Below are 18,214 nucleotides of genomic sequence, written 5' to 3' on the forward strand. Positions count from 1 at the left end.
GCGACACCCCAGATCGGCCGCCCCCGGGACGGGGCTGCCCCCACTGTCGATCGCGGACCGAACCGTTAGGGTCGGGGCATGGCGAAACCCCTTACCGGCAGTGCCTTCGACTCGCTCCGTCTCGACGCGGTGACCGACCAGGAGGCGCTGCGCCGGGTCTACGAACTCCCCAAGGACACGGCCGTGCGCAAGCAGATGACCGAGCTCACGGAACAGACCCGGCGGTTGATCGGCTGCTCCTCGCTGGTCCTGGTCGCCAGCGCGGACGCCGAGGGCAACTGCGACGTCTCCCCGCGCGGCGGACCCGCCGGGTTCGTCTCCGTCCTGGACGCGCGGACGGTGGCGATACCGGACGCGACGGGCAACAAGCGCCTGGACACCTTGCGGAACGTCGTCGCCACCGGACGGGCCGGCCTGCTGTTCGTCGTCCCGGGGCGCACCACGACGCTCAGGGTGAACGGCCGGGCCTGCGTCTCCACCCGCCCGGAGCTGCTGGCGCGGCTGACCGCCGTGGGCAAGCCGCCGGGCAGCGCGCTGGTGGTGGGCATCGAGGAGGTCTACCCGCACTGTCCCAAGTCGCTCCTGCGCGGCGGGGCCTGGAAGCCGGAGCAGTGGCTCCCGGCGGACGCCCAGCCGACCTCGGCCGAGGTGACGCTGGCCCAGCTGCGGATGCCGGAGCTGACGATCGCGGACATCGAGCGGGCAGAGGCGGATTCGCTGAAGTACCGGTACGAGTGACGGACCGGTCCGCGACCACCGGCCCACCGGTCTCGTACGCGTCGAGATCGGTCCCCGGGGGCCCGCCGAGGAACCGGCGCTCGGCGTCGGGGTCGCGGTGACCGCCCGGGACGCTCCTCACCGTTCCTCGTGCCTGCCGTACCTCGACCTGATTCGACCACGAAGAGGACCCCACCATGAACGACCCGGACATGCCGCAGCCGGTACGGGTGCGCGAGGCGACACCGGAGGACTGGCCGCGCATCTGGCCCTTCTGGCACGAGATCGTCGCGGCCGGCGACACCTACGCCTGGGATCCCGACGCGGACGAACACACCGCGCGGACCCTGTGGATGGCGCCCGGCGCACGGGTCTTCGTGGTCGAAGAGACAGGCGGAGCGGACGCGGCGGGCCGCATCGTGGCCTCGGCCTACGTCCGCCCCAACTACGGCGGACCCGCACGGACCGTGGCCAACACCAGCTTCATGGTGGCACCGTCCTGCTCCGGCCGGGGCATCGGTCGCCTCCTGGCCGAACACGTCCTCCAGGAGGCGCGCCGCGAGGGCTACACGGCCATGGTCTTCAACGCGGTCGTGGAGACGAACCCCGCGCTCCGCCTGTGGCAGTCGCTCGGTTTCACGATCCTGGGCACGGTCCCCCAGGCGTACGCCCACCCGCGCCACGGGCGAGTGGGCCTCCACATCCTGCACCGCTTCCTGTGAGGAACCCGCCGCGGGCCCGACGAACACGGACCCGCGGGCCGCTTCACCCGGCCCACGAGCCCGTCAGCGCTCCGCGGCGGGATTCCCGTCCTCTTGCCGGGTTCGATGGACCGCCGGGCGGGTCGGCATCGGGCCGGACAGCGTCCGGCTGTACTTCGTCCACCTTGATGACTTCGACCGGCCCGGTATCGCGCCGGCGAACCGAATCGCGGATCGGCACGGAGGTGGACCGTGGCGTGTGCGAGCGTCCGACTGCAAACCGTCCTGCGGCACACCACAGATCGGCCTCACCGGCATCACCGCGGAGACGGCGGGGATGCAAGCCGGCCTCTGCCGAGAACGACCTGTGAATCGCCCTGCATGAGAAGGTGGCGCTCGATCTGCTGCTGGAGGCCCCCCGGTGAGTCCTGGCGACCTGGCGCGGTGACACCGCTGCCGGTGGGGTCAGACGGTCAGCCCGCCTGCCGCGAGCCGATCACTCATGTCGCTCACCAAACCCTTGCCCGAACCGTCGGCCGTGGTGAGCAGTTCTTCGAAGGCCCGGAGGCGACGAAACGTCTCGGCATACGTCGTCTGCTTCTCCAGGGGGAGTTGGAGCACCTGGAGACGCCGGATGTCGATCCGGGACGAGCTGGAGGCGTGAGTGCCTGCCTGGCGGCCATTGGTCGGCGCGTACAGACAGCCGGCGAGGAAGTGGGCTTCCAGCTTCTCCGCATCCACCCGCAGGAGGTAGAGCTGGGGGCCCAGGGCCATGGGAGGGCCTTCGTGGACCCATGCCTTGAAGGCCCGAGCCACGCCGGCGACCAGGACATCGCCCTCTTCGGCGACGGCTGGAGCGGAACCGGTGGGGACCACGCCGCTGGGAGTGCCGTCATGCAGAAGATCGGCGATGGTGAGGAGCGGAACGGTGCCCCCGTCACCCGTCGTGGCCGACGGCGGCGGCTGCTGGCCGGCGCGCAGCATCAGCGCACCGGCTTTGACGAGGTCCCCCACCGTCGTCGTGGTCTGGGGAGTTCCGGTCTCGAAAGCGAGTCGGGACAGGTGTCGTGAATGATCGGCCAGATCGGTCAGAAATGAATCGAACTTGTTCCACTTTCGGGCCAGTTCCTCATGGGACGGCTCGTTCGCCACTGCTGTGTAGCGCCCTGGAGTGACGTCCACCTCGTCGTCGAGAAGGTCGAGGAGGGGGACGCGTACGGCGCCCTCCGGCGGATCCTGGCCCACCTGGTCGAGGGCCGCCATCGACGCCAGGACGAACGAACCGAGGCTCCCCCAGTCGGGGCTCGGTTCGCGCGTCCCCGGCCTGGCGAAACGCGTGGCGTCCACCAGGAGGACGTGCTGACTCGGGGGAGCGGTCGCAGGGCTCTCAGGTGCCGCGCGGAGGATCCACAACTGAAGTGCCACGCTGTGCGGTTGCGCGCTGCCGGGAGGCAGGGACACAACCGCGCGAAGTGTTCCGGTGCGCAGCAGTGAGCCGCGGATACGGCGGCCCGCCTTGCGTGACGCGACAGCCGGTGGAAGGACGACCACGGCGGCCCCGCCCGGCTCGAGGTGGGCGAGCAGATGCTGCACCCAGGCCAGTTCGGGTTCGGTGCGAGGAGGCAGACCGTGCGTCCAGCGCTGGTCGGTGGCCAGCTCCTCGTAGCCCCAGTCGCGTTCGTTGAAGGGGGGATTGCACAGGGCGATGTCGGCCTTCGCGCCGGAGAAGGGGTCGTCCCGCAGGGTGTCGGCGGTAGCGATCCGCGGCCGGACGTCGTGCTTTTCCGCGAGGAACGAGAGTCGACCGGCGGCCAGCGCGGCAAGTGCCGGGTCCCGCTCGCACGCGAGTACCTCCAGCCCGGGGCCGTCGTACTCCTGCAGGGCCGCGGCGGTCAGGTGGCCGGTGCCGCTCGCCGGATCGAGGAGGGTCAGTCGGCCCCGGTCGGGGCCGAGACGGACGGTGAGAGCGACTCGGGCCATCAGCGCGGCGAGTTGTGGCGGCGTGGTGCTGAGCTGTCGGACATGGGTTTCCAGCCATCGTTGCAGCAGGAACTCGAAGGTTTCGCGCGGTCCTTCCTCCCGCCCCACCCGAGCCGCCCGGTCCGCCAGGGCCTTGGCCTGCGGGGAGAGGTCGGGATGGACTGTCCGTGCTTCGGGGGAACGCATCAGGCGAGCCGCCTCGGCGATGGCCAGCCCCGACTCGTTCCGGCTGCCGAGCGCCTCGAAGCGCGGCCAGAGGAGTTCCCGGCCGCCGATGTCCCTGAGCTTGCCGTTGTTCCGCAGCCACCGCTCCACCTCTGCCAGCGAGAACTGCGGACTGACGTCGGTGCCTCCGATCCGGGTGGGGAAGGAGTCGTGGCGGCGGCGCCAGTTGCTTACGGCCGCTCGCCCGACGCCTGCGATCCGAGCGATCTCGGCCAGGCTGACGGGGACGGCGTCATGGGCGCTCATGGTTCAGTCTCCGAGGTGCTTGGCGGCTGGCTTGTCGGCATTCCCAGTGGCCGTTCATGCAGGGAAGGCTACTACCATCATTGACTTTGTTCACAGCATGTACGTTCCATTCGGTTGTGCAGGGAATGTGGAGGTCGGCAGATATGTGGAGTCCCGCGCCGGGAATGGTGATCCATGACCGCTATCGACTGGAGTCCGTACTGGGCCGAGGTGTCATGGGTCATGTGTGGCGGGGGCGTGATCTCCCTCTTGAACGGCCCGTCGCGGTGAAGACCGTCGCCACGGAACTGCTGGCCGTGGCGAGCGGCCGTGACGCCGCGCTGACACGGTTCGGCAGGGAGACGCGGGCTGCCGCGCGTCTTGATCACCCGAACGTCGCCACGGTCTTCGACGCGTCGAGCGCGGACGACATCTGCTGCCTGGTGATGGAATTGATCGACGGCATCACGCTCGAGTACCTCTTCGACCAGCAGGAGGGCGGCCGGTTCGACGTCTCCTCCGCCGTCGCCGTCGCCGCCCAGCTGTGCGCGGGACTCTCCGCGGTTCACGCGGCGGACCTGGTGCATCGCGACCTCAAGACACAGAACGTCATGGTCCGCCGCGACGGTGTCGTGAAGATCCTCGACTTCGGTCTGGTCAAGCTGCTCAGCGACACCGACCCGCGGCTGACGGCGACCGGCGAGGGAATCGGCAACCTCATCTGCGCCTCTCCCGAGCTGCTGGCCGGCCGGGACCGGCTCGACGGCCGCAGCGACCTGTACGCCGTGGGCTGCCTGCTGCACCACATGCTCACCGGGGAGACGCCCTTTCCCGCGGATCAGCCGGCGCTGCTGGCCTCCAGCCATCTCGCCTCGACCCCGCCCCTTGTCGCCGACGTGGGGGTGCGCGTGCCCGGGGATCTCCAGGACCTGATCACGGCACTGCTGGCCAAGCGGCCCGACGACCGTCCCGCGTCGGCGGCCGAGGTCTACGCCGCTCTGGCCCCCCATCTGCCGGAGCCGGATCCCGGGCTGGCCCTCAGGAGGACTCCTCCGGAGGACCCGCGCCGCCCCTTCCTGGTCCCCCAGGGCCCGACGCCCCTGTGAGCGAAGGTGTCACCGGGCCTGGAAGCCATCCTGATCGTTGTAGTCCGCACTTTCCGGTCACGGGCGGCACCGGAGCCACGTGACCGGTGACAGAATGACCCGGTCGGCCGCTGTGCCGTGAGGCTCCCGACCGCGGGAGGCGGTGGGCGCGGCGGGTGCCGGGACTGGGGGGCGCGATGCGGTGGAGCCTGGGGCGGTACGAGCTGACGCACGAGCTGGGCCGGGGCGGCATGGGCGTCGTCTGGGCGGCACATGACCGTGACCGCGACCGCGAGGTGGCCGTCAAGCTCCTCGCGACCCGTGGCCGCGGGGCCGAACCGAGCATGCTGGAGCGCCGGTTCCTGCGCGAGATCCGCCTGACCGCTCGCCTGCGGCACCCGGGCGTTCCCGCCGTCCACGATCACGGAAACCACGAGGGCGAGCTGTATCTGGTCATGGATCTCGTCCCGGGCCGGGCCTTGGACGCCGTTCTCAAGAACGACGGCCCTCTGCGTGTCGAGCAGGCGGCGGATGTGGCCCGGCGTGTGTCCGAGGTGCTGTCCTACGCCCACGGCCAGGGGGTCGTGCATCGCGACCTGAAGCCGTCGAACCTGATGCTGGCCCCCGACGGGGAGGTCAAGGTCCTGGACTTCGGGGTCGCCGCGGCTCTGGAGCCCCAGCCGGGCGAGACCCGTTTCACCGCTGCCGACGCCACTCCCGGCACGGTCGTCTACATGGCGCCCGAGCAGGCCGTCGGGCGGACCGTGCCCGCGAGCGACCTGTACTCGTTGGGGTGCGTTCTGTACGAACTGCTCACCGGAGCTCCCCCTTTCGTGGACGCCAGTCCGTTCATGCTCTACCACCAGCACGCCAACGACCCCGTTCCGCCGCTCGCGGACCGCCGCCCCGACGTACCGGACGGCCTGCGGGTGCTGGTCGACCGGTTGCTGGAGAAGAAGCCCGAGGACCGGCCCGGCTCGGCCGAGGAGGTGGCCGGCCTGCTCGCGGCCTGGGCTCCCCGGCCGGCTCGCGCGGCGGGGACCGCGCCCGCTCACCCGCGGCTGGCCGAACTGGCCGCCCTGCGCCGGGCGGGGCGTCCCGCGCACGCCTTGGAGGAGTACCGCGAGTTGATGGACGGCCCCGGTCTCGACCGCGCGGACGTGCTCGCCGCCCGGGCCGGAGCCGCTCTGTGCGCGGGGACGCTCGGCCGCACCCGTGAGGCCCTCGACGAGCTGAAGTCCGTACTCGCCGAACAGCGCAGCCTGCTCGGGCCGGGCCACTCCGCCGTCCTCGACACCCGCTATGAGATCGCTGTCCTGCTGGTCCGCACCGGGGAAAGGCGCGCTGCCGAGGAACTGCTCCGGCGCCTGGCCGACGAGGAGGAGGCGGTCCTGCCCGAGTCCGACCCCGTGCGCGGACGGAGCCGGAGACTGCTGGAGCGACTGCGTCGCATGGGTTGAGAGCCATCGGCGGTTAGTACCACCGGCTTAATTGTTTGTAATCTCTGTTCACACGATAAGGCTCATGTTAGCCTGCCGTCACGTCGTTCCGGAGGGGAGACAGGACACGAGACACTGTCTACGGACGACGGCAGGTGAACACCGAGGGGAATAGCGCCCATGACGCCAGCAGCTCAGCGCGAGACCGAGCGGACGGGGGCGCAGTCGCTCCCCGAAGAGGGAAACCTGGTCGAGGTGCGTGGTCAGTCCTGGGTGGTCGCCCGTGTCGAGCCGTCCCCGGCCGTGTCCCACGACGAGGAGGACCGGCGCCCCGCGACTCTGGTTCATCTCCAGTCCGTCGCCGACGGCCGCTTCGGTGACACACTCTCCGTGATCTGGGAGGTCGAGCCCGGTCGCCGCGTCCTGCCCGCCGGCTCCCTGCCCGATGCCTCCACCGGCTCCTACGACCCCCCGAACCGTCTCGCCGCTTTTCTCGACGCCGTTCGCTGGTCCGCCGTCGCCTCCGCCGACGCCAAGACCCTCCAGGCCCCGTTCCGCTCCGGCGTCGCCGTCGAGCCGTACCAGCTGGAGCCGGTCTCCCGGGCGGTCGGCGCGCCCCGCGTCAACCTCCTCCTCGCCGACGACGTCGGCCTCGGCAAGACCATCGAGGCCGGCCTCGTCGTGCAGGAACTCATGCTGCGCGGCCGGGCCCGCCGCACCATGGTCGTCTGCCCGGCCGGCCTCACCCTCAAGTGGCGCGACGAGATGGCCGAGAAGTTCGGCCTGGAGTTCACCATCGTCGACTCCGAGCACTGCGCCCGTCTGCGGCGCACCCACGGCACCGCCGCCAATCCCTTCCGGGTCCACCCGCTGACCATCGTCTCCCTGCCCTGGCTGCGCGGCCAGAAGGCCCAGCGCCTCCTCGACGAGGTCATCGGTGCCCCCGAAGAGAGCTCCGACGGCGAGCACAAGCGCTTCTTCGACCTGCTCGTCCTCGACGAGGCCCACCACGTCGCCCCGGCCGCGCCCAAGCAGGTGTACGCGGTCGACTCCCAGCAGACCAAGCTGATTCGGCGCCTCGTCCCGCACTTCGAGCACCGGCTCTTCCTCTCCGCCACCCCGCACAACGGCTACCCCGAGTCGTACACAGCGCTCCTCGAGCTCATCGACGACCAGCGCTTCGCACGCGGCGTCGACCCCGACAAGGAGGCCCTCAGGGACACCGTCGTGCGACGTCTGAAGTCGACGGTCACCAACGCCGACGGCACGCCCCGCTTCCGTACCCGCAAGCAGCGTGAGCTGCCCGTCGACTACACCACCGAGGAGCGCGCGGTCCACCGGCTGCTCGGGGAGTTCGCCGAGCAGCGCCGCAGGAAGCTCACCCCGAAGGCCCGCGGCGGACGCCGGGCGGCCGACCTGGTGACGCTGCTCCTCAAGAAGCGCCTCTTCTCCTCCCCGGCCGCGTTCCTCCACACCGTGCAGGTCTACCTCTCCCACCTGGAGGACGCCGGCCCCGCCCGCGGCCGCGCCGCCGCCGCCGACGTGCCCGACTGGCTGGAGGAGTTCGCCGACCTCGTCGCCGACCTCGACGACACGGGCCTGGCCGACGCCGAGGACGACGCCCTGACCCGCTCCACCTCGCTCACACCGGCGGAGGACGGCCGGGAGCTGGACCTGCTCCAGGAGATGGAACGCTGGGCCCTCACCCACGAGGCCGCGCCCGACTCCAAGGCCGAGGCGTTGATTGCCGAACTGAAGGCCGTCTGCCGCCCCGACGGCAAGAAGTGGACCAACGAACGGGTCGTGGTCTTCACCGAGTACCGCGACACCCAGAAGTGGCTCCATGATCTCCTCCAGCAGGAGAAGCTCACGGACGGAGGCCGTGTCGAGCGTCTGCACGGCGGCCTGTCCGCCGAGGAACGTGAGCGCATCCGGCTCGGCTTCCAGGCCGATCCGTCCCGCGCGGAGGGCCAGGTCCGCATCCTCCTGGCCACCGACGCCGCCGGCGAGGGCATCGACCTCCAGAACCACTGTCACCGCCTCATCAACTACGACATCCCCTTCAACCCCAACAAGCTCGAACAGCGCATCGGCCGCATCGACCGCTGGGGCCAGAAGCACGACCCGGAGATCACCCACTTCATCGGCTCCGGCTGGCAGCAGGCGCAGGCCGGCTCGTACGAGGCCGACCTGGAGTTCCTCTCCCGGGTCGCCAAGAAGGTCGCGCGCATGGAGCGCGACCTCGGCTCCGTCAACGCCGTCCTCGCCGACGCCGTCCAGCGCCGCATGACCGGCGACACCGCGCCGATCGACATCGAGAACGCCAAGCCCCGGCCGATCAAGGGCCGCCGCACGGGCGGCGAGGTCGCCCCGGAGCAGAACGTCACCGCGCAGACGAAGCGCCTCGCCGACCAGTACGACGAGACGGTGGGCTTCCTCGGCCTCACCCCGGCCAACGTCAAGCGCGTCGTGGACACCGCGCTGGCCCTGGACAACCAGCCGCCACTGCTGCCGTCCACGCTGCGGGCGGAGGACTTCGAGCCGGGTGACCTCTTCGACGTACAGCCCCTGTCCGGCAGCTGGGAGCGAGCCACCCGCGGCCTCGCCCACAAGCTCCGCGAGGGCGAGCAGCGCCCGCTCACCTTCTCCCCGGCGGTGGCCGCCCAGGGCAGGGACGACGTGGTCCTCGCCCACCTCAAGCACCCCCTCGTGGCCCTCTCCACGCGTCTGCTGACCGCCGCCGTCTGGAACGCGGACCTGATCGACCTCCACCGCGTCACCGCCGTCGTCTCCGACGACCCGGCCGTGACCACGACCCTCGTCTCCGCCTACGCGCGGTACGTCCTCGTCGGCACCGACGGCACCCGCCTCCACGAGGAAGTGCTGTACGCGGGCGGCTGGTTCGGCGAGACGGGCCGCTTCCGCCGCTGGGAGTCGGTGGGCGAACAGGGCAGGGTCCTCTCCCGGGCACTCACCGACGGCACCGAGGCAGCCCCGCACCTGCGAGGGGAACTCACCGAGGCCTGGCCGAAGCTCCGCGACCCCCTCTACCGGTCCCTGGAGGCCCGCGCCGGTGAACTCGGCCGCCAACTGGAGAGCAGGCTCGCCGACCGCCGGGCGGAGGAGGAACGCCGCATCACCGCGACCCTCGCCCGCTTCGAGGACACCCTGCGCGCCAAGCTCAAGGAGGAGGGAGACGGCGAGGGCGAACAGCTCGCACTGCTCTCCACCCACGAGCTGACCGGCCACGAGCGCCGCCAGTTCGAGGACGACCGCCGCCGCTGGCAGGAACGCCTCGAAGGCCTCCCCGCCGAACGCGAACGCGAACTCGCCGCCATCGCCGCCCGCTACCGCGAGCCCCGCTCCCACCTCTTCCCCGCCGCCGTCGTCTTCGTGATCCCCGCAAAGGAAGCCCGCCGATGAGCCCCCGCCGCCCCATGAGCTCCGGAGTAGCCGCAGCCAAGGCCCAGGCCGTCGACGGCCGCCGGCAGCACCAGGAGTGGCTCGACCTCACCGAGGTCTCCGGCCCCTTCCTGACCATGCCCATCCTCCTGCGCGCCTGGCCCCAGCTCGACGCCCTGGAGAAGGACGAGCGCGCCCGCCTCCGCGCCCGCCACGCCGACTGGCAGACGGACACGACGGCCGGCCGCGACGAGTGGGTGGCGTACGTGCTCCGCAGCCTGCTGGGCTGGGACGACGCGCTGACGTTCCGCCAGGGCGACGCCGAACACCACGGCCTCGACCGTCTCACCCTGCGCGTCGCCGAGCACAACACCGAGGTGCGCCCCGACTTCGCGCTGATCGAACCGGGCACGGACCTCGCGGTCGAACCGGACGTGGAGTCCGCCGCCAAGCGCGTACGCCTGCTCGGCATGACGGTCCCGGCCGGTACGGCGCCCACGGCCCGCGCCGGCGGTGGTGGCGACTGGTCCGCGGCCCCCGCCGACCGCCTGGCCCGCCTCCTGCGCCACCACGGCGTACCGCTCGGCCTGGTCACCGACGGCCGCTGGTGGTGCCTGGTCTGGGCCCCGCTCGGCGGCGTCACGACCACGGCCGTCTTCGACTCCATCGGCTGGAACGAGCGCGCCGAGCGCAACGTCGTCCGCGCGTTCGTGTCCCTGCTGCGCCGCCGCCGCTTCTTCGAGTACGACGACGCCGAGACGCTGGTCGGCCTGCTGAAGGCGAGCCTCGCGGCGGGCGAGGACGTCACCGAGGCGATGGGCGTCCAGGTCCGCCAGGCCGTCGAACTCCTCGTCGACGCCATAGGGCGCGCGGACGTGCGGGCGGTCGAGCACGGGGCACCGGGCCTGCACGCCTTCGGCGTCGGCGCGGGCGAGGTCTACCGCGGCGCGGTCGCGGTCATGATGCGCGTCGTCTTCCTCCTCTTCGCGGAGGAGCGGGGCCTGCTCCCCGCCGACAACGAGGTGTACGCCCGCTCCTATTCCGCCCGCTTCCTCCGCGACGAGCTGAAGGCACGGGCGGACGAGGAGGGCGAGACGTCCCTCGAGCACACGACGTCGGCGTGGCACCGCCTGATCGCCCTCTTCCACGCCGTGCACGGGGGAGTGGACCACCCCGGCTCCGGCTTCCACCTCCCGGCGTACGACGGCTCGATCTTCGACCCCGACAAGTACCCGTGGCTGGAGCGCACCACCCCGCTCCTCCCGATCGACGACCGCACGGTCCTGCACATGCTCCAGGCCGTCCAGGAAGTCCGCGTCGGCAAGGGCAAGGACCGCGAGGTCCGCACGCTCAGCTTCCGCGCCCTGGACGTCGAGCAGATCGGTTACGTGTACGAGGGCCTGCTGTCGTTCGACGGGCGCCGGGCCACCGAGCACATGGTGGGCCTGATCGGCCCCGAAGGCCTGGAACACGAGGTCACCCTGCGGGACCTTGAGTCGCTGGCGGCGAAGGCCGGCGGCTCCGTGAAGGCACTGGCCAAGTCCGTCCACGAGAAGTGGAAGGACCCCAAGCCCCCCGCGACGGTCGGCCAGCTGGAGAAGAAGCTGGCTCCGCTCGGGGCGGAGGACGCGACGGAGGCACGACGCCGGCTGAACGCGGTGACGAAGGACCCGGCGCTGACGGAGCGGCTCCTGCCGTTCGTCGGCATCCTCCGCGACGACCTGCGGGGACTACCGACGGTCATCCCGAACGGCGCGCTGTACGTCACGGAGTCCTCCCTGCGGAAGAACACGGGCACGCACTACACGCCCCGCTTCCTCGCGGAGGAGGTCGTGCTGCACGCCCTTGAGCCCCTGGTGTACGAGCCAGGCCCGCTCCAGACGGCGGACACGGGGGAGTGGCGCCTGAAGTCGGCCGACCAGATCCTCGACCTGAAGGTCGCGGACATCGCGATGGGCTCGGCGGCGTTCCTGGTGGCGGCGTGCCGTTACCTGGCCGACCGACTGATCGAGGCGTGGGAGTCCGAGGGCCGCGCGGACGCGATGGCGTACCGGGCGGGCCGAGCCGTGGAAGCGGTGACGGCGGCGGACGCGGAGCAGGATTCGGTGGTGGTCGAGGCGCGGCGCCAGATCATCGAGCACTGCCTGTACGGCGTCGACATCAACCCGATGGCGGTCGAGATGGCCAAGCTGTCGCTGTGGCTGGTGTCGATGGACCCGGGACGACCGTTCACGTTCCTGGACGACCGGCTGGTGGCGGGTGACTCGCTGCTCGGCGTCCACAACATGGAGCAGATCCAGTCGGTTCACATGAAGCCGAACGGACAGACGGACGTCCTGGCCGAGCAGGCCCGTCAGCTGGTGGACCAGCTGACGCGGGAACGGTTGGCGATCACCGCGATCAAGGGCGTGGACCTGCCGGCGCTCCAGGAGAAGCGGGCACGGCTGGAGGAGGTCAACCGACACTCGCGGCGGCTGCGGCTGGTGGGCGACCTGATTGCGGGTGCTGCCATTGCTACTTGTGCTTCGGGACGGGTGCCTTGGTACGAGGAGGAGGGCGGGGAGCGGGTCCGGGACCTGTTCCCCCGGGCTGCTTGGATCGTGCAGCGGATCATGGAGGACGGGGTCGAGGACGACTCCGAGGTGGTGCGGGCGGCTCGGGAAACGGCGGAGGAGTGGCTGGGGGCGGAGCTGCCGCAAGGGGCGTTGGAGCGACGGCCTGTGCATTGGCCGTTGGTGTTTCCGGAGGTTTTTTCGTTGAGGGGTGGGTTTGATGCGATTGTAGGTAATCCACCGTTTTTGGGCGGGCAGAAACTTACGGGCGCAATGGGCGAAGCGTACCGTGAGTGCCTAGTGGATAACCTGGCTAACGGCAAGCGGGGTAGTGCGGACCTGGTTGCCTATTTTGAGCTACGTGCCCACGCTTTGCTGTGCAATTCTGGGCAATCAGGGCTCATCGCGACGAATACGCTAGCTCAAGGTGACACGCGAGAGGTTGGACTCGATGAGTTGGTGAGGGGCGGAGTCGTGATTCATCGCGCCATCAAGAGTGCACCATGGCCATCGCGATCTGCCGTGCTCGAATACTGTGCAGTGTGGACTAGTAAGGAGCCCATCTCGGAAAAAGCAAGCCGGTTTCTGGGTAATTCGATTGCCCCGCAGGGAATTTCTACTTCACTGAATCCCGCGACGCGTGAGGATTCGTGGGTGGAGTCGCTGAAGGAGAACGGTGGGGTGTCCTTTCAGGGATCGATCGTTCTCGGCCTTGGGTTCACGCTATCTGAAGGTGAAGCAAGGGGATGGATCGCGGAGGACGACCGCTACGCGAAAGTTCTGTTCCCGTACTTGAACGGACAGGATATCAATAATGACCCACAGCATCTCAGCGCTCGTTGGGTTATCAATTTTCGCGACTGGTCGGAAAGCCGAGCGCGTGAATTTCCGAAGGCCTTTTCGAAACTTGAGAAGGAGGTGAAACCTGAGCGTCAGCGGCGTAAGCCGGATGGTTCCTATGTTCTGCGGAAGCCACTCCCTGAACGCTATTGGCATTACGCGGAGAAGCGACCTGCTTTGACGGCGGCTCTTGCCCCTCTCGATCGCTGCATGGTCATTACTCGTCATACGCACACTGTCATGCCTGTGATGGTTCCGACTGGTGCGGTATTTAGTGAGGCAACGGTTGTGTTTGCTTCCAGTGATCCCGGGTTGCTGGCTGTCCTGAGCAGTTCTCCTCATTATTGGTGGGCGATTGATTGTGCGTCCACAATGAAGGGTGATTTGCGCTACACGTCTACAGACGTTTTCGAAACGTTCGTTCGTCCGTCGGTCCTAAATGAACTCCGTTCCGTTGGCGTCCGATTGGATTCATATCGCCGCGATCTAATGTTGACCCGTCAGGTGGGGTTGACTGCCGTCTATAATTTGCTTCATAGTCCCCAGTGTCACGATGAGGATATCGTCGAACTTCGTCACATCCACGAGGAGGCCGACAAGATCATCATCGAGGCTTACGGCTGGCATGACCTGCTGGACGATACGAGGCAGACGCCACCCTCCAACTCGACCTACGAAACGTACCCGCTCGACCACGGCTTCCACGAGACTGACCAGGGCATTCGCTACACCATCGGTCTTCTCGCCCGGACCGAGATCATCGACCGCCTGCGACAGCTGAACCACCAGGCGTACGCCGACGAGGTTCACCTCGGCCTGCACAAGGGCGTGACGGAGAAGAAGGCGCGAGAGAAGCACCCCGACCTCCCCCCGCCGTCTCCCGAGGCCGTCCGGAAGCGCAAGGAGCAGCTGGCCGCGCGAGGTGGGTCGGATTTCGGGGAGGGCGTTGAGGGCGCCCTGTTCTGAGCCGGCAGCATGACAACGGGCTCGGTCACGTCACCGCAAGTGACATGACCGAGCCCGTCGTTGCGCTCAGAAGCCGTACTCGGCCCTACTCCACGGCGAGGGCCACGAACGCCGCCCACTCGCCCCGGCCGACCCGCAGCACCGGCCCGCCGCCCACGGCCTTCGAGTCCCGTACGTACACGGCGTCCAGGCTGGTGGCCACCTCCACGCAGTTGCCGCCGTCCGATCCGCTGTAGCTGCTCTTGAACCAGCGCAGCCCGTCCACGTGCTCGGCCATCCGCTCCACGCTCATGTTTCTCCCAGCATCCGTTCGATGAGCCGCGCAGACTCATCGACGTTCAAGGCCTGTGATCGCAGCTTGCCATATCGCAAGGCGAAGGTACTGACCTCGGCGGGTTCTGAGACGACGCACCCGACGCCCTGGGACTCGAAGTACCCGAGGTGCTTGTGCTCATGCGTCTCCACCACCACGAACGGACCGTTCTTGCCCGGGTGGAAGCCTCGCTGGGCGGGCATGACCTGGACCTCTACGTTTCGCAACGCGGCCACCTCCAGTAGCCGTTGCCACTGTGCACGCATCACCTCCGGGCTGCCCACCGGATCGCGTAGCGCCTCCTCATTGATGATGAAGGACAACTCGGCGAGCGGCACTCGCGTGAGCAGCTTCTGCCGATTCAGCCGCGCCTCCGTGTGCTGGTCGATGATCTCCTCGCCGAGCGGCGGAGAGTGTCCGGCGAACACCGCCCGCGCGTATGCCTCCGTCTGCAACAGCCCCGGTACCAGCAGCGGCTCATAGTCGAACCGGCTCACCACCTCCGCCTCGATCAGCGCGAAGTTCCTGAAGAACCTCGGCAGCTTCGCCCGATCCACCTCCCCCTGAAGCGCCTCCAGCACCCCGCCCGCCTCCAGCGCCCGCTCCGCCGCCGTCGTGAACGCCGCCTTCGCCGGCCGCCGCCCCTGCTCCACCGAGGCCACCTGCTCCAGCGAGTAGCCCATGACGTCCCCGAGCTGCTGCTGGTTCAACCCGGCCCGCTTCAGCAAGTACTGCAACAGCACCCCGTACGCCGACCACTCGCCCGGCAGGTCGGGGCCCTCCTCCTTCGCCTTCGCGGCCCGCCCCGTCCGCGTGTCCCATACGTCCCGTACCGCCTTCACAGCCCCACGCCCTTCCCGTCCCGCTCCGCGCCCCGCCCACGGCCGCACTCGCCACCGGTTCATGTCCAACGCGACGCGCGGGAACCGGGACACGCACCGGACCCGTACAACGCCCGTACAAGACCCGTACAACCAAGCCCGCAGCCGCTCGCCCACTCCGTACGACGAGAACGCCGTACGGCCGTCGTACCTGGTCGGTAGGCCATCCACCCCGCCACGCTGATCCTGTGACTCACCATCAGCTCACCGGCGAGACCAAGCCGCCTCTCACACCCGTCCGCCAACTGGCCCTGCGCTTCAGCGGAACCAGGCGCGGCGCCCGCCTCGCCCGCCGGTTCGCCGTGCAGCAGTTCACCGAGTGGACAGGCCTCCCGTACGACTCCGACCCCGCCCGTGCCGTCGCTCTCGTCACCGCCGAGCTGGCGTCCAACGCGGTCCGCCACGGCAGCCTCCCCGGCCGGGACTTCCGGCTGACGCTGCTCCTCCTGCCCGGCCGCTTCCGCGTCGAGGTGACGGACACCCGCCCCGAACGCCTCCCACCGACCGGGGTGACACAGCCCGCCGACGAGACCTCGGGCCGTGGACTGCTCCTCGTCCAGGCCTACGCCGACCGCTGGGGATGCACGGTCCGCGACGCGTACACGAAGACCGTCTGGGCGGAGGTGCCGCTCAGCACTTCGGGCTCGTGACGCCCACTTCGCCTCCAGCGGAGGGGACCGTCAGCGATCGGCGTAGTGCTCCGCAAGCTTCTCGATCTCCCGGGTCCACAGCAGCACGTCGTCGCCCGCCCGCTTGTACGGTGCGCGTCGCGCCAGCTTGAAGAAGCCGCCGGACGGCCAGCCACTCTCCTTCAGCACCACGAGCGCCGACAGCAGGGGCAGCGATCCGTCCGGGCTTTCCCGGACCGAGGCGTCCTCCAGGAGGTAGGGCATGGGGCCCTCGTGGGCGGGGACATGGTGACCGAGCCGCCTCAGTTCGCTGCTCAGGTCACCGTACGGAATGAGCGCCGCGCCCTGGCGTGCCCGCGAACGCAGGATCTCGATCATGGCGTCCAGCGCCTGCTCGTACTCCAGCGTGCCCTTCTGCATGTGCCCTCCCGGCCTCGGAATCCGATGAGCGCCGAAACTACGCCACCGCCCGCCCGATCGCGGACCGAATGCCCGAACTGGGCACGCACCTCTTGTGAACTCAGTACATGGATCACATACTGGTGGCGGTCATCCATCGCCCGCCCTCTCGGCAGGCAGGCACGCGGTCCGGGGGAAAATTCATGATCGGCTCGGACGGCAGGCTCGTACAGACCGCGGTGATCGGGAGCCGGAACTCCGGACGCGCGATCATCCTGCCGACGGACGCCGACGAACTGACCCGTTGGCGCCGACGCCACCCCGCCTACACCTACTGGTGCGGCACCCAGCTCGGTGGCTGCGGCAACGAGCTGTCGGACCGTCTGTACCGCGACAAGGTGTGCCACTTCGCGCACCGACCCCACACCTCCTGCCACCGTACGGCCACCGGCGCGGCCAGCGCGGACCACCTCTTCATCAAGGACGACCTCGCGGCGTGGGCCGGGCGCAACAGGCTGAAGGGACGGGCCACTTCACGCGATCTCGGAACCGGGCCCGGAGACGCCGTCGACTTCCGGGTGGGTGAGGCCAGGCAGCATGTGCGCTTCCAGTTCAGCAAGCTCGCGCATGCCGAGTGGCAGCAGGCCCGGCAGAGGCTCTCCAGCGACGCGGCCACCCTCGACTGGGTCTTCGGCCCGGGGACGGCCCAGCCGGAGACCATGGAGGAGCTGTATGACGAGTACGGGTACCTGCTTCGCTTCCGCTTCGAGACGCACGGTGCCGTACGGCGTATCCGTCTCAGAGCGGAAGACCCGCGGCGCAGCACCGACTGGGTGCCCCTCGACGCCTGCGCGATGACTCCTGCGGGGCTCCGGGTCCCGGGAGCGGAGCCGCGCCGGCGTGCGGGCCCCGGCCCGACCGCCGAGACGGGTGCCAGGCGTGCGGCGGCGCCGGTGCGGCGGTCCCGCGAGGAGCAGGTGCTCGCGCTGAAGGAGGCGCTGGTGAGCGCGGCGGGGTTCCGGACCCGGCCCACCTGGGAGGCGCTGGCCCGAAGCGCCGGAAGCGACCTGCTCGGGCTGTCCGTCCCGGACCGTGTCGGTCTGCTGGCCGCCGTGGACCAGGCCTGCGGCAGGGAGGGGAGCCCGCTGCTGTCGGCGCTGATCAGGACCGGGGAGAGCGACCCGCCGCCCTACGTGGGGGACGTGGCTGCTGCTGTCGGTTGTGGGACTCCCGCGACGGCGGCGGTGCTCAGACGATGGTGCCAGCGTGAGGCGGACCGGGCGTTCGCCGTGTACGGCGTACCGTCCCGCACGGCTCCGCCGCGGCTGGCGCTCACGCTGGACGGTCAGCTCGCCGCACAGCAGAGTACGGAGCCCGCTCAGCGTCAGACCATCGTCCATGTCAAGGGAGGCCCGGTTCGACAGCCCACGGCCCGGCCGAAGCCGGGGGACCTCGCCAGGGCTCCCGGCGATGCCGAGATCGGGCATGCGCTGCGCGGCGCACGGCAGAGACGTGGCCCCAGACCCAGGTACGCCGCAGCCCTCATGGCGCTGGCGGAGGAGGCGCTGACGAGGTTGCCGGAACCGCAGCGCACCGAGTTGGTCGTCGAGATGACGGCCACTCGCCGCTGGCTGGACAGCCGGCCGGACACACCGGCGCAGAAGCCGAAGAAGAGTCGGCGCGCCATGAGGATCGCGGCTGCGAAGAAGACCGAGGCCGTGAAGCAGTCGGCGCGAGTCGAGAAGACTCAGCAGCGACAGCAGGGAAAGAAGGCGAAGAACCCGTTGCAGGGTGCGCGCCCCCTGCCCGGAGTCGACGACGCCCGACCGGAGAAGAAGCCGAAGTGACCGGTGTTCCCGC

General features: G+C 69.6%; 12 protein-coding genes. 8 read left to right on the forward strand and 4 right to left on the reverse strand.

All coding sequences use genetic code 11. The annotated features are described in order from the left end of the window. The first annotated feature begins 78 nt into the window (after nt 1-78). Together CP977_RS29990 and CP977_RS29995 are read left to right on the forward strand one after the other, a co-directional pair. Nucleotides 79-738 carry an MSMEG_1061 family FMN-dependent PPOX-type flavoprotein gene (locus CP977_RS29990; RefSeq protein ID WP_062750471.1) on the forward strand — a complete coding sequence of 220 codons (660 nt, stop codon included), beginning with the start codon at nt 79-81 and terminating at the stop codon, nt 736-738. A gap of 176 nt (nt 739-914) precedes the next feature. Next, the gene (locus tag CP977_RS29995; protein ID WP_229991456.1) at nt 915-1,439 is read left to right on the forward strand and encodes a GNAT family N-acetyltransferase; all 525 of its coding nucleotides are present in this window, start codon (nt 915-917) and stop codon (nt 1,437-1,439) included. A 444-nt stretch (nt 1,440-1,883) separates the two neighbouring features. On the opposite strand, the gene CP977_RS30000 is transcribed toward CP977_RS29995, so the two are convergent. Continuing rightward, nucleotides 1,884-3,869 (reverse strand): N-6 DNA methylase, encoded by a 1,986-nt coding sequence (locus tag CP977_RS30000; protein WP_152371126.1) that lies wholly within the window; start codon nt 3,867-3,869, stop codon nt 1,884-1,886. Nucleotides 3,870-4,033: 164 nt separating this feature from the next. Here CP977_RS30000 and CP977_RS30005 point away from each other — a divergent pair, with 164 nt between their 5' ends. The 4 genes from CP977_RS30005 to CP977_RS30020 all read left to right on the forward strand — a co-directional run bounded on the left by CP977_RS30005 (nt 4,034) and on the right by CP977_RS30020 (nt 14,132). Then, nucleotides 4,034-4,954 (forward strand): serine/threonine-protein kinase, encoded by a 921-nt coding sequence (locus CP977_RS30005; protein ID WP_152371127.1) that lies wholly within the window; start codon nt 4,034-4,036, stop codon nt 4,952-4,954. Nucleotides 4,955-5,130: 176 nt separating this feature from the next. Continuing rightward, entirely contained in the window at nt 5,131-6,393 is a 1,263-nt protein-coding gene (locus CP977_RS30010; protein ID WP_152371128.1) for a serine/threonine-protein kinase, read from the forward strand. A gap of 159 nt (nt 6,394-6,552) precedes the next feature. Then, nucleotides 6,553-9,795, forward strand: a complete 3,243-nt coding sequence (gene drmD / locus CP977_RS30015; RefSeq protein WP_183953257.1) for a DISARM system SNF2-like helicase DrmD — start codon at nt 6,553-6,555, stop codon at nt 9,793-9,795. Then, a complete protein-coding gene (locus tag CP977_RS30020; protein ID WP_152371130.1) occupies nt 9,792-14,132 on the forward strand; it encodes an Eco57I restriction-modification methylase domain-containing protein in 4,341 nt (1,446 codons plus the stop codon). The genes drmD and CP977_RS30020 overlap by 4 nt, the downstream gene beginning before the upstream one ends. Before the next feature lie 85 nt (nt 14,133-14,217). Here CP977_RS30020 and CP977_RS30025 read toward each other — a convergent pair whose 3' ends face one another. Further along, entirely contained in the window at nt 14,218-14,424 is a 207-nt protein-coding gene (locus tag CP977_RS30025) for a DUF397 domain-containing protein (RefSeq protein ID WP_152371131.1), read from the reverse strand. Further along, the gene (locus tag CP977_RS34505; protein WP_483025171.1) at nt 14,421-15,155 is read right to left on the reverse strand and encodes a DUF5753 domain-containing protein; all 735 of its coding nucleotides are present in this window, start codon (nt 15,153-15,155) and stop codon (nt 14,421-14,423) included. The genes CP977_RS30025 and CP977_RS34505 overlap by 4 nt, the downstream gene beginning before the upstream one ends. Nucleotides 15,156-15,514: 359 nt before the next feature. Here CP977_RS34505 and CP977_RS30035 point away from each other — a divergent pair, with 359 nt between their 5' ends. Beyond that, nucleotides 15,515-15,976: an ATP-binding protein gene (locus tag CP977_RS30035; RefSeq protein ID WP_183953258.1), complete on the forward strand. Its 462-nt coding sequence runs from the start codon at nt 15,515-15,517 to the stop codon at nt 15,974-15,976. Nucleotides 15,977-16,006: 30 nt separating this feature from the next. On the opposite strand, the gene CP977_RS30040 is transcribed toward CP977_RS30035, so the two are convergent. Beyond that, the gene (locus CP977_RS30040; RefSeq protein ID WP_152371133.1) at nt 16,007-16,375 is read right to left on the reverse strand and encodes a hypothetical protein; all 369 of its coding nucleotides are present in this window, start codon (nt 16,373-16,375) and stop codon (nt 16,007-16,009) included. 107 nt (nt 16,376-16,482) lie between these two features. Between CP977_RS30040 and CP977_RS30045 the strand changes: the two genes are divergently transcribed. Continuing rightward, nucleotides 16,483-18,201, forward strand: coding sequence for a competence protein CoiA family protein (locus tag CP977_RS30045; protein ID WP_229991455.1), 1,719 nt, complete (start codon nt 16,483-16,485; stop codon nt 18,199-18,201). The last annotated feature ends 13 nt before the right edge of the window (nt 18,202-18,214 follow it).

It is taken from the genome of Streptomyces cinereoruber (assembly GCF_009299385.1).
In the GTDB taxonomy this organism is placed as follows: Bacteria; Actinomycetota; Actinomycetes; order Streptomycetales; family Streptomycetaceae; genus Streptomyces; species Streptomyces bikiniensis.

What these genes read in the sequence shown, in the direction of transcription:
- CP977_RS29990 (WP_062750471.1), top strand. Translation starts at nt 79, where the DNA reads ATGGCGAAACCCCTTACCGGCAGTGCCTTCGACTCGCTCCGTCTCGAC.
- CP977_RS29995 (WP_229991456.1), top strand. Translation starts at nt 915, where the DNA reads ATGAACGACCCGGACATGCCGCAGCCGGTACGGGTGCGCGAGGCGACA.
- CP977_RS30000 (WP_152371126.1), bottom strand. Translation starts at nt 3,869, where the DNA reads ATGAGCGCCCATGACGCCGTCCCCGTCAGCCTGGCCGAGATCGCTCGG.
- CP977_RS30005 (WP_152371127.1), top strand. Translation starts at nt 4,034, where the DNA reads ATGGTGATCCATGACCGCTATCGACTGGAGTCCGTACTGGGCCGAGGT.
- CP977_RS30010 (WP_152371128.1), top strand. Translation starts at nt 5,131, where the DNA reads ATGCGGTGGAGCCTGGGGCGGTACGAGCTGACGCACGAGCTGGGCCGG.
- drmD (WP_183953257.1), top strand. Translation starts at nt 6,553, where the DNA reads ATGACGCCAGCAGCTCAGCGCGAGACCGAGCGGACGGGGGCGCAGTCG.
- CP977_RS30020 (WP_152371130.1), top strand. Translation starts at nt 9,792, where the DNA reads ATGAGCCCCCGCCGCCCCATGAGCTCCGGAGTAGCCGCAGCCAAGGCC.
- CP977_RS30025 (WP_152371131.1), bottom strand. Translation starts at nt 14,424, where the DNA reads ATGAGCGTGGAGCGGATGGCCGAGCACGTGGACGGGCTGCGCTGGTTC.
- CP977_RS30040 (WP_152371133.1), bottom strand. Translation starts at nt 16,375, where the DNA reads ATGCAGAAGGGCACGCTGGAGTACGAGCAGGCGCTGGACGCCATGATC.
- CP977_RS30045 (WP_229991455.1), top strand. Translation starts at nt 16,483, where the DNA reads ATGGATCACATACTGGTGGCGGTCATCCATCGCCCGCCCTCTCGGCAG.